The 11574-nt window shown below is 44.8% G+C and carries 12 protein-coding genes; 5 read left to right on the top strand and 7 right to left on the bottom strand.

All coding sequences use genetic code 11. From position 1 onward, the window contains the following. Window positions 1-157 precede the first annotated feature (157 nt). The 3 genes from CSH92_RS15440 (at window position 158) to CSH92_RS15430 (ending at window position 3907) form a co-directional block, all read left to right on the top strand. Complete coding sequence (locus tag CSH92_RS15440) at window positions 158-1951, top strand: DUF885 domain-containing protein (RefSeq protein ID WP_100658603.1); 1794 nt, start codon at window positions 158-160, stop codon at window positions 1949-1951. 16 nt (window positions 1952-1967) lie between these two features. Continuing rightward, window positions 1968-2606, top strand: a complete 639-nt coding sequence (locus CSH92_RS15435; RefSeq protein ID WP_100658542.1) for a lysoplasmalogenase — start codon at window positions 1968-1970, stop codon at window positions 2604-2606. A 113-nt stretch (window positions 2607-2719) separates the two neighbouring features. Further along, a complete protein-coding gene (locus CSH92_RS15430) occupies window positions 2720-3907 on the top strand; it encodes an ABC transporter substrate-binding protein (RefSeq protein WP_164084768.1) in 1188 nt (395 codons plus the stop codon). Window positions 3908-4022: 115 nt separating this feature from the next. On the opposite strand, the gene CSH92_RS15425 is transcribed toward CSH92_RS15430, so the two are convergent. Continuing rightward, window positions 4023-5912: a tetratricopeptide repeat-containing diguanylate cyclase gene (locus tag CSH92_RS15425; RefSeq protein WP_124916982.1), complete on the bottom strand. Its 1890-nt coding sequence runs from the start codon at window positions 5910-5912 to the stop codon at window positions 4023-4025. Between the two features lie 114 nt (window positions 5913-6026). Here CSH92_RS15425 and CSH92_RS15420 point away from each other — a divergent pair, with 114 nt between their 5' ends. After that, window positions 6027-6461, top strand: coding sequence for a hypothetical protein (locus CSH92_RS15420; protein WP_100658539.1), 435 nt, complete (start codon window positions 6027-6029; stop codon window positions 6459-6461). Window positions 6462-6549: 88 nt separating this feature from the next. Here CSH92_RS15420 and CSH92_RS15415 read toward each other — a convergent pair whose 3' ends face one another. From CSH92_RS15415 to CSH92_RS15400, 4 genes are read right to left on the bottom strand one after another with little or no spacing between them, the layout of a single operon-like run. Further along, entirely contained in the window at window positions 6550-6759 is a 210-nt protein-coding gene (locus tag CSH92_RS15415; RefSeq protein ID WP_100658538.1) for a YheU family protein, read from the bottom strand. Next, a complete protein-coding gene (locus CSH92_RS15410) occupies window positions 6756-7790 on the bottom strand; it encodes a hydrolase (RefSeq protein WP_240612840.1) in 1035 nt (344 codons plus the stop codon). Before CSH92_RS15410 ends, CSH92_RS15415 begins: the two co-directional genes overlap by 4 nt. Further along, complete coding sequence (locus CSH92_RS15405) at window positions 7777-8280, bottom strand: TIGR02444 family protein (protein ID WP_100658537.1); 504 nt, start codon at window positions 8278-8280, stop codon at window positions 7777-7779. Before CSH92_RS15405 ends, CSH92_RS15410 begins: the two co-directional genes overlap by 14 nt. A gap of 5 nt (window positions 8281-8285) precedes the next feature. Further along, entirely contained in the window at window positions 8286-10214 is a 1929-nt protein-coding gene (locus CSH92_RS15400; protein WP_100658536.1) for an ATP-binding cassette domain-containing protein, read from the bottom strand. Window positions 10215-10477: 263 nt separating this feature from the next. Here CSH92_RS15400 and CSH92_RS15395 point away from each other — a divergent pair, with 263 nt between their 5' ends. Further along, a complete protein-coding gene (locus CSH92_RS15395) occupies window positions 10478-10684 on the top strand; it encodes a YheV family putative zinc ribbon protein (protein WP_100658535.1) in 207 nt (68 codons plus the stop codon). Window positions 10685-10695: 11 nt separating this feature from the next. Here CSH92_RS15395 and CSH92_RS15390 read toward each other — a convergent pair whose 3' ends face one another. Then, complete coding sequence (locus tag CSH92_RS15390) at window positions 10696-11229, bottom strand: RNA methyltransferase (protein ID WP_240612839.1); 534 nt, start codon at window positions 11227-11229, stop codon at window positions 10696-10698. Continuing rightward, window positions 11219-11518 carry a hypothetical protein gene (locus CSH92_RS15385; RefSeq protein ID WP_100658534.1) on the bottom strand — a complete coding sequence of 100 codons (300 nt, stop codon included), beginning with the start codon at window positions 11516-11518 and terminating at the stop codon, window positions 11219-11221. Before CSH92_RS15385 ends, CSH92_RS15390 begins: the two co-directional genes overlap by 11 nt. Between the last annotated feature and the right edge of the window lie 56 nt (window positions 11519-11574).

Below are 11574 nucleotides of genomic sequence, written 5' to 3'. Positions count from 1 at the left end.
TCGCACGAACCCTATGTCGACTCGGCTACACAGACGCAGTTTCGGTGAATAAATTTGCAAAAAGTCGTTACGTTACACGACCGAGAGAAGAGCGAAATTGATGGTAATTATTCTGGCGTTTCTCTGCTACGATAAACAAAAACGAAAGGCCTCCAAAATGAAGAAAACTGCCCTAACCATACTCATTTGTTCGTCATTAACGCTAGCTGCCTGCCAACCCAATGTGGCAAACAATCCATCGGCAGCCTCTGACGCACCAGAAAATGCCGCCGCACAAACAGACCAGAACGCGGCCTTTGCAGCATACAGTGAAGCCTTTATCGAAAGTTTTTGGCGCCAGTATCCGGAATACTCCGTATGGGCCGGGTACGGTAAATTTGATGATGTGATCCGGATTCCGGATGCAGCAGCGCGAGAATCAGACCGCAACTTCATCGCAGAGCAACTTGCTGAACTTGAACGCTTCGATTTAGAGCAGATTAACAATGCCAATAAGATCGATTACTTTTTGATTGAAAACACGCTTAAGCAAAGCCTCTGGGAGCTTGATACCTTTCAGTCCTATCAATGGGATCCATCGCAGTACAACGTCGCCTATGGATTTGCCAATATTTTAAATAGTCGATTTAAATCAAATGTGGAAAAAGTTAGGCAAGTATTCAACCGATTGCAATACGTGCCTGATTTTTACAACGCAGCACAAGCGAATATCACGATCCCAACGATAGAGCATACGCAATTAGCTATTGCCCAGAATCAAGGCGTGTTTAGCGTATTGAATGAAGACATCCTTGCGATGCTGCCAGACAGTGATTTGAGTGCAGATGAGCAAACGATATTTGCCGCTCGCTTGAGCGCAGCGATTGATGCCGTCAATGGTTATATTGCGTACTTGCAAGCGCTCGAAACCGCTTTAGTTGAAAATGGTAATGCGCGTTCGTTTCGTATCGGTGAGACACTGTACGAGCAAAAGTTTACCTTTGATATTCAGTCTGGTTACAGCGCCAAACAAATGTATGAAAAAGCCTTGCAGGATAAAGCTGAGGTCACTGCTGAAATGGTTAAGCTGACTACGCAATTGTGGCCAAAGTACTTTCCTGATACACCGCAGCCTGCCGCGGAAAGTGAGGCAATAGCGACGTTGATCAAGCACTTATCAGTGAAGCACGTACAAAGGGAAAACTTTGTGGCTGAAATCCGCGAACAAATTCCTATGTTGGAAGCTTTCGTCCGCGAGCATGACCTGATTGAGCTTGATCCCGAAAAACCGTTAGTTGTGAGAGAAACACCTGAATATATGCGCGGTTTTGCTGGTGCATCGATTAGCGCTCCTGGCCCTTACGAGAAGAAAGAGAACACTTACTACAATGTGACCCCGCTTGATGATATGACAGAAGAACAAGCTGAATCTTATCTGCGCGAATACAATCATTGGATCCTGCAGATCCTGAATATCCATGAGGCTATCCCTGGTCACTATACGCAGTTAGTTTATTCCAATAACTCTCCATCATTAATTAAGAGTGTTTTTGGCAACGGCGCAATGATTGAAGGTTGGGCGGTTTATTCTGAACGTATGATGTTGGAAGAAGGCTATGCCGACTTTGAGCCAGAGATGTGGCTGATGTATTACAAGTGGAATTTACGCGTTATCTGTAACACCATTTTAGATTATGCCATTCAAGTGAATGGCATGAGCAAAGAAGAAGGGCTAGACCTGCTAATGAATGGAGCGTTTCAGGAACAAGCCGAGGCAGAGGGCAAATGGCGCCGTGCTACCTTAAGCCAAGTGCAGTTGACCAGCTACTACAGTGGCTATCGCGAAATTTATGATTTTCGCGAAGAGCGGAAAGTTGCACAGGGAGAAGACTTCGACTTGAAGGCATTTCACGAGGAGTTTTTGAGTTTTGGCAGCGCACCGGTTAAACATATCAAAGCATTGATGGAGTAAGATATAGCCGTATACCATGTATCATTCCGCGCTATGGCTTGCTGCCTATTTGGGTAGCAGCCTCAGTTATCTTTTACTGTTGCTGTTAAGGCCTGAGGCAGCGTATGGGTGGCATAAGGCGATCCCGGTTAGTCTATTAGCTCTTTGGGTAATACGGATTGCAAGCGCTAGATATCGCCCTGTAATCGCACTTGCCTGTATTGCATCGCTGTCTGGTGATTTTGTTTTGGCCATCAATGTTAGCTGGGCCTTTATTGCCGGGCTCAGTTGTTTTTTATTGGCCCACTGTGGCTATGCAGTAGCTTTCTGGCAGCTAGCGAAGCAACAGCCATGGCCCAGACTTTGTGTACTGGTGCTTATTTATTGGCTTTTGTGCCTGACTTTTTTAGTGCCCAACAGCGGACAACTGGCGTTACCTGTTAGTATCTATGCCTCAGTTATTAGTGTCATGCTTTGTTTGGCTATAAAAACGCAAAATCCCCATATTATTGGGGGAGCCTGCTTGTTTACTCTCTCAGATTCTCTCATTGCCTATGACCGATTTTTGCAATCCTTCGAAGCCGCAGATCTTATGATCATGACAACATACTACACAGCTCAATTATTGTTGATATGGCCATTTGTGCAGCAGCCAAAAAAACACAACTTCGTTTAATCGCAATTGTGATCATAACATTACTATCGGCTGGCACTTACTGAAGCAAAGACTATACTTAGCTCAGTAGTCGCTGCATTGGTTTGAATATGCCGTATATAAGAAGGCTTCTGTTGTTAACAAGCCTAACACTCGTTGTTATTGCATCTATTAGTGCACCCACTGCTGCAAACACCAAGCCATTAAAAATAGCATTTTTGTCTGCCGAACCGACGCAAATTGCCTCATTGACGGAAACTGTCGAAAAGTTCCAAGCCCTATATCCAGACCAAACCATTGAACTCTCTACTTATAGTGATGCAAGATTTAAAGCCGCTATCCATAACTGGCTCAAAAAGGGCGATTTCGACATTATTCATTGGCAAGCGGGTGAACGGTTATTTCGACTAGTAACGCAGGATTTAGTTGCTCCCATAAACTCACTAATGGATGTCGACTTAATACGTCACCACTATAAAAGCGTAAACCTGCAACAATTAAGTCGTGATGGGCAACTGTATGGCCTTCCTCTCGCGGTTTATATTTGGGGGTTCTATTACAATAAATCTGTTTTTGCCGCACTGGATCTTCAGCCACCTAAAACCTGGCAAGACTTTAAACATATCGCGCGAGTATTGAAGCAAAATAGCATCAAGCCATTGGTTCAAGCGAATCAAAGTGAGTGGGAGACCCTTGCTTGGCTAGATTATTTGTCGTTGATGGAAGGTGGGGAAACATTGCGCACAAAGATGGTTCACGGAGACCCTATAGGCGCCGATAAGGCTTCTGAATTGCTCGCTCCGTTAACCGAACTTATCGATAAAGAGTATTTTTTTGCACCTGATCATGAATGGAGCTGGGTTCAAGCGGTTGCTGCCGTTGCACGCGGCCATGCGGGTATGACTTTAAGCGGTTTATTTATAGAAGAGTCATTAAATACTGTTCTGGGCAATGAAGTGGGTTTTTTTGCGTTTCCAGATAGCCATCGCTACGGCACCGTTGCGCCACTGGATATGTTAATGATTGCCAAAAACAGCACGAACAAACCTGCGGCGGCTAAGTTTCTAGAGTACCTAGCAACCACCAGTTCTAGCGACAAACTTGCACTGTCACTAGGCTGGCTACCGACATCTTCACATCCTCTAACCAATTCGTTAACTGAACGACAAGAGCGTGCCCTAGCAACGATTACTAGCGCCCCAATCCTCGTGCAATATTTCGATCGAGACACCGATGCAAAGCGCTCGATGATGTTGGATAAGCACTTGGATACGCTATTTGCATCGCGCAACTCCAAGCCATTGATAGATAGTATTAAGTGATTTTTGCAAAAGTCATCGGCTACTAACAAGTCAAACTCGATCGTGCAGAAAGCGTCAAACTATCCAATCTAGCTTTGTTAAACTCACCCAAACGTTTACTTCTTGTCGTCGCTGTTTAACTCTCTTTTTCTGCGATCCGGTATTGATTCTTACCACCTCGTTTGGACGCATATAATGCGCTATCTGCAGACTCTAGCAAAGCCTCGATATCAAATAATTGGCTTTGCTCAGGAGTATAATTTGCCAAACCGATACTTGCTGTAACTGCAATCGCAACATCCGCTCCGACATTAACTTTAAGCTCTGCAATCTCTTGCAGTAATCGTTGCGCTATGTCCTTTGCTTCGTGCAGATCTGCGCGGGGTAAAATAACCAAAAATTCATCACCACCAATACGACTGACAATATCGTTTGTTCTGACCACCTTACTCGCTATCTTAGCAATCGCTTTGATTACATCATCACCCGCTTTGTGCCCAAAATTATCATTAACGCGCTTAAAGTCATCGATGTCAAAATAGAGAACGGCTAGTGATGTTGATACTCCCCCAGACACAAAACGCCAATTTTCAAAAAAATCGAACACATAGCGACGATTATGCAACCCGGTTAGATCATCTCGAATCGACAGCGCCATTAATTTTTGGGAATGGCGAAATTGGACCATGCCAAAAACCAATAGGAGTACAGCAATAATGACTGTGCCAACAATAATTAAGCGCTGTTGCTGCACTCGCAATGACTGCTCAGTTGCACTGACTTCTTGTAAACGAGTCTGCTGTTTGAGTAGGTCGATCTCTCGGTCTTTACGTTCGGCTTCCAACGAAGATTGCATTCTCGCCATTCTCTCTGAGTTGTTTTCCCGTTCAAGTGCAATTAACTTGCGGTAATAGTCGTCCAACATGGTAAACGCGGTGCTTTTGTCACCTTGTTGATAGGCGATTTGACTATTGATATACGCAATTTCCAACTCCCATTGAGAGCCGCTGAGTTCGGGTATGGAAGCAAATATTTGCTGAGCCGTTTTCACATCTGACACGGCTAATTCAGTTTTACCTGAGGCTAGATAGCATTTCGCCCGTTGCTTCAGTAATTCAGCACGATAGTCAATAATTCCTTCCAGCCCAAGTGCTGAAGAAATCGCCGGAATAGCAGCTGTGCAGTCGCCCTTTTCGGCCAATGTCATAGCGCGCCCGTAATACAAATAAAAACGCTCACTGAATGCCTGCTTAAAGACAATACTTTGCTCATAAAGGTCAAAAGTAGCGAGCGCTTCATCCCAATTTTGTAAACGCCTATGCACAATTGCGATCCCTAACAATGTGCTGGCAATAAAGGGCTTAAAATCCAAAGACTCAAAATCATTCAACGCAGCCTGATAGTAATCTAATGAGTTAGAGAAATTACCAGAATAGTTGTAAGTATCTCCCAAGCTTTCCGCCAAAAGCGCATTGTAGAAGGCGTTATCCAATACCACGAGTTCAGTGTAAGCCGTGTGTAATATTTTGTTTGCTTGGAAATAGTCACCAGATAGAGCAAGGGCGTATCCCAGCTCTCGGATAGTCAGCACATATATAGTTAAATCATGCTGTTCATGAAGGAGTTCTAAGGCAGCTTCGAGCTGTCTGATACTGGTCTCAATTTGCCCAGTTTTATGCGCATTCACCCCACGTAAATAATAATAATAGGCTGCTTGAATGGGTGTCATCGCATTGATTTTAGCTTCAGCTTGATCCAGAGTTGCTGTCACTAGGTTGTAGCGTGTTAACACGTCATCCACTTGCGCTTTGCGTAACAACAACCAGAGATAGTCTTCACCCTGGTAATCACCTGATTTAATGGCGCTATCAAGCTCTTCCAAGGTAGTCACTGGTGACGTGTAGATTGCCGCGTCTAACTGCGAAAGCTGCTGACTAGAAAACACTTGCGCATGCGCCAGTGTTGAGTTCAAAAACAAAACACAAAGCAATGTTATGATACCAACTGCATACTTGCTGCTTGTCAAGTCAGACCTCTTATAAAAAACGACTTTTTATTTAATACGTCACCCATCATTAGTACTTTATCGCACCCATACGGGTTAGTCATTTTATACAACAAAAATGCCGCAATTTACTTGATGCACGATGACGATGCCTTGTACGTATGTGCAAAAGGCAAAGAGGAAGATTACACCGTTATTGATATCTACATCGAAAATACTGAAACCGGAAATCTACATAATCTTCATGCCTCAGCTCAATTGGCAGAAAGAATAACCGCAGGTCAAAAGTGGGGTGAATCTGTATTTTGGGACTTACGAGACTGGGGAGGCTTTTGGGTGCCATTCGCAGGCACTGAAGATACTGATAACGGCCCTAGGACAAAGTTTCTGAAAGGATCTCATCGAGAAATTCAAATACTTAGAAGTAAATTTCCAGAGAAAAATTGGAACATGATGATTAGCATCAGCGGCGTTCACCAGGCAGGAGAGTACGGAGCCACCTTTTCTTTTCCCAATGACGCAATTGATACTGACCGTAGCACTTGGACTCAGTTTCAATTTTCTCGGTAAACCACAAAGCAGTATTAGGTAATGCTTGATTGAGTTCCCTTATTCATCAAATCATGACCTTATGTCAATTCAGTTTTTCTAACCGGCGTTAATTGCGCTTTTTAATTATATCCACACTGTCATGTAATTCAGAATATTGCAGCTGAGCTTCACCCGTGCGTAACTGCTGCAAGACCTGCTCAACTTTAGTCGTAAACTCAACTTCAGATTCGCCATAGTCCGTCCCCTCACGCAGAACAACACTTTCCACCACATTGCGCAGCGTTTCTGGAGCAATTTCTTCAATTGGAATGATCATTTAGTTGCTGCCTGCCAATGGCTCAACTGCTCGTCCAAGAAACGCTCCAAACGCTCATGCAGCCATATCCTGGGCCGCCAAGGAGTTCCTTGCATAAACCCGACGTGCCCGCCTTTTTCACTTAACTCTAATGTCACGGAGCGGGCAAGGTCATGCTCCTCAGGTATGACATTCTCGTTCATGAAAGGATCATCTTTGGCGTGCAGCACCAAGGTTGGTGTACGGATCGCTTGTAGGTAATGATATCCGCTGCACTTTTCATAGTAGTCGATTGCATCTTCAAAGCCATGGATAGGAGCCGTTATCAACTCATCAAACTCACGAAAAGACTTTATTCTTTTCACTTGCTCCTCAGTCAGCACCAGTTCGTTGCTGTAATCTAAACGCTGCATTTTAAGCAATAGGGTACGTCGCATACTGGCCAGCAAATAACGCTGATAAACGCGCGAGAAGCCTTGATTTAAGCTTTGTGCACACTCTGCCAACTTGAGCGGTGCTGAAATTGCACAAGCGCTTTGTAACCATTTTTGTAATGGATTTTCACCTAACAGCTTAAGCAGCATGTTGCCGCCGAGGGAAAAGCCCACACCAGCAAAAAATTGATCCGGAAACTGCTTTCTAAGGCGCTCGAGAATAAACTTAGCATCGCGGGTGTCACCAGAATGATAGGTTCGAGTGGTGTTATTGGGCTCGCCGCTGCAACCGCGAAAATGCATCAAGACAGCCTGCCAATTTTGCGCAAACAAAGAAGCAAACAGGTCATTTGCATAATGTGAACGAATGCTACCCTCTAAACCGTGAAAAATAACTACCAGACCTTTGCATATCTGCGGTTTTGGTGACCAAGCTAAGTCAATGAAATCGTTATCAGGGGTTGCAACTCGTTCGTTACGGATGGCTATTTTCTTACGCTTCTGCAAAAAACGCGGCCACAAAGTTTGAATGTGCCGGTTGCGTGCCCAAAACGCAGGTCTAAATTCGCTCTTAAGCAATCGTCCATGTGCTTTGCGGCCAAATTCAATGTGACTCACTCTCACTCCTTAATCCTTGATTAGCCGTTTTCATCAACGACGCCAACCGCTGACGCTGATGCAACGGTACTTGGCAATAAGCTAAATAGGTCATTAGTATCGGCTCTCGCTCGCCATGCTCGCTCGCGACCTGACCTTTTTGATCAACGTATTGATTAACAATTGCAACTAACGAACGATGTTGCAATTGTTCTAGTTCCAATTCTTGTTGCTTAAGCAACTGATAACTCTCAGGCTGTTTATGTTTGGCAATACGGCGCTTTTGCCGATGCGCTGCAATCGTTTGTGAACTGGGTTCGAGCAACCCCTCAAGTTCAGCAAATTCTAGCCCGTAAACATCCGCCCGTAGCGAATCCAAATATTGGCAAAATAATAACACATTCACATTACAGTCAAATTCATCTTGTAACTGAATTAAATCGCACGCAACGCTAGGAAATGCGTATAGCTGCAGTGCATAATTCCAGGCAGAAAGCCGATCAATTAGCATGCTGTTTATTCTCCTAGATTAAACTCAGCCTCAAGCTGTTCTAGCTCATCCAGCCTCTCCATCCAAAGTTCTTCCACGCTAGCAAGTGCCAACTTACATTCAGTTTCTTGGCTGAGTATATCTTTTAGCTTCAATTTATTCGACTCTGCATAAATTTCAGGGTCTGCCAACAGTGCCTGCAATTGTATTAATGTTTCTTGATGTTTTGCGATGGCTTTTTCATCAGCCAAAATTTGCTTCCGTAACGGCGACGTACGTTGTCGGAACTCTGCCTCTAAGCGCTTTTGCTCTTTTTTATCCACCGCCTTGGCTACCGCAGTTGATGTACCCTCAGATTGTGCGTTTGCTAAACGCTTTTCAGACTCGGCAAGCCAAATCCGATAATCATTTAGATCACCTTTAAACTGAGCAACTTCGCCTGCATCAACTAGATAAAACTCTTCGCTGACGCTTTCCAATAAAAAGCGATCATGCGACACCAAAATCATAGCTCCCTCGTACCCTTGCAAGGCCATATTGAGTGCTTCTCGCATATCTAAATCAAGATGATTCGTGGGCTCATCAAGTAGCAGTAGGTTTGGCTTTTGATAAACAATCATAGCCAGTACTAAACGCGCTTTTTCACCACCCGAAAATGGGGCAACAGGCCCTAACGCGCTATCACCATGAAAATTGAAGCCACCTAAATAGTCGCGAATGGATTGCTCACTGGCTTTCGGATCCAGGCGTTGAATATGAGTTAATGCTGAAGCCTCCAAATCCAAATATTCCAGCTGATGCTGAGCAAAATAACCGACATGTAAGCCAGCGGACAAATCATAACGCCCAGACATGGGGTTGAGTTCATTCGCGAGTAATTTTATCAATGTGGATTTACCCGCACCATTGCGACCTAATAGACCAATTCTGCTGCCTGGCACAAGGTTTAGCTTCACGTCATGCAAGATTACCTTTTCGCCGTACCCAATCTGAACATCTTCCATACTGATCAATGGATTCGGAAGCTTGTCAGGTGTAGCGAAGGCGAAAGAAAACGGGGAGTCCATATGTGCCGGCAACAATAGCTCCATCTTTTCTAGCTGCTTAACACGACTTTGTGCTTGCTTCGCTTTCGACGCCTTGGCTTTAAAGCGGGTTATAAACGACTGTAGATGCGCTATTTTATCTTGCTGTTTTGCGTATTCTATCGACTGTAAACGCGCTCGCTCAGCTTTCTGCTTTTCGTAGGCGCTATAGTTACCGGTATATCCGACCAGCTGTTGCTGTTCTACGCTCATAATGCGGTCAGCACAGCTGTCAATAAAGGCTTTGTCATGCGAGATAAGTAATAAAGTACCTGGATAGTTTTGGATCCAGCGTTCTAGCCATATTACTGCATCTAAGTCTAGATGGTTGGTGGGTTCGTCAAGGAGGAGCAAATCAGATGGGCACAACAGTGCCTGTGCAAGATTCAAACGCATTTGCCAACCACCAGAAAAGGCACTGACGGGCTGTGACAACTGCCCCTGCTTAAATCCTAGCCCTGCTAGAATGGTAGCTGCCTTCGATTCCACAGTGTAAGTCCCTGCGTGCTCTAGGTCAGCATGCAACTCGGCAACCCGCGCACCATGCTCTGCATGATCAAGCTGCTCTATGCTGGCCAGCTCGGCTTGCAGACCTCTTAAATGAGCGTCTCCGTCAATGACATAATCAAGTGCCTTGCGTTCGGTTGCTGTGACTTCTTGAGCAACCGACACAATACGCCAATGAGGCTGGACGTAGAGTTCACCTTCTTCAGGTACAAGTTCGCCGCGCAGAGCAGCAAATAAGCTCGACTTTCCGCAACCATTGGCACCTATCACGGCGACCTTTTGGCCCGGTGGTATTTCAATGCTAGCACCTTCCAGCAAGACTTTGCGACCGCGCATTAAGGTGAGATCGGTAAGCTTTATCATAGGATCCGTCAGGGAGTAAAAAACGCTGCGGATAATAGCAAAATTCACCTCAAAAGGGTTAGTTAGTTAGTAAACATTGGAGCACACAACGCATGGCATAAGCCTAAAAGAGGGTAAATCATCAGCGTTCATGAGGATTTTTTCGGCATTTTAGCCGTATTGGGTAAAACGTGAGTTACGGTAATAAACAGAGTAAATTCGATCGTTAGGTTATCGGCCTACGTATAGGTACAATAGAGTTTTTAAGTAAGCTACAGAGTACTATGACCAAACGTGTCAAGAAGCGATTTATCGCCGGGGCAAAGTGCCCAAAATGTCAGTCCATGGATACTTTGATGTTGTTCTTTGAAAACAATGTCGAAAAAATGGAATGTGTGTCTTGTGGTTATCACCAATCGCAAACTGGGAATGAGGTAAAACAGGCAGCAAAGGGAACAGGTGATGTTATTGGAGTGTTTAAGCCCGAATAATACCGACGAGCCTACTTTGTTACTTTGGCATTATTATTGGTATCACGCACCTGCCGGATAAATTCATCTCCGTGCGGATAATCACTTTTAGCCATTCGATCATAAAGCACTACATTGGCCGTTGCGGCCAGATTCATGCTACTGCGAGTAGGGATGTACACCACATGATCGGCTTGGTCAATGACGTCCTGCGGAACAGAGTTATCCTCTGGGCCAAAAATGTAGTAGGCGTTTGTCGGATGGACAAACTGAGGTAGTGGTAAGGCCCCCTCAACTAATTCAATGACAACGGATTCAGCACCTTTCGGTTGCATGGCCATGATGTCATCTACGCCGATGGTTGGTACTTGTTGATGCGTATTCTTCGTGTCTGTGTGGAAGGCTTTAGCGTGGCGAAAGCGTTCTCCGGTATAAAAAATACTGCTCGCACCATAGCATCCACACGCACGCAGAATAACACCAACGTTGGTCGCTGACTTAGGATTAATAAGGCCAATAGTGACCAACCCTTGATGGTAATTTTTATCCTTGGACTTAGCCAACACTAATGTCTCCGGTGATAAAGCCAAAACCTACACTGACCAACTTGGCAAACAGCCAAAACCAGATCCCATCAATCCATTCCGCATTCGACCTAAATACCAATAAAAAGCAGTAAACTGCGGCACCGATTACAACGCCGATAACAGGCATGAGTGATACAAAGGAACTTAGAGCCACAATGCTCAATAAAGGCAACCAATCGATACGAATAAACGAAAGCCGCACGGCAACGACGAGAACAAAAGCCGTAATGCCTAAATCAAGGTAAAAGAAGTCTGGACTGACAAGCATGCTAAATTCAGCGAGGTCGAAGAATAGTTCGAGTGTAAAGGGCCAGCAGGTATCAT

This window comes from Neoalteromonas flava, assembly GCF_002807685.1.
Classification (GTDB): Bacteria; Pseudomonadota; Gammaproteobacteria; order Enterobacterales; family Alteromonadaceae; genus Alteromonas_E; species Alteromonas_E flava.
This window is presented reverse-complemented; position numbering and strand designations above follow the sequence as displayed.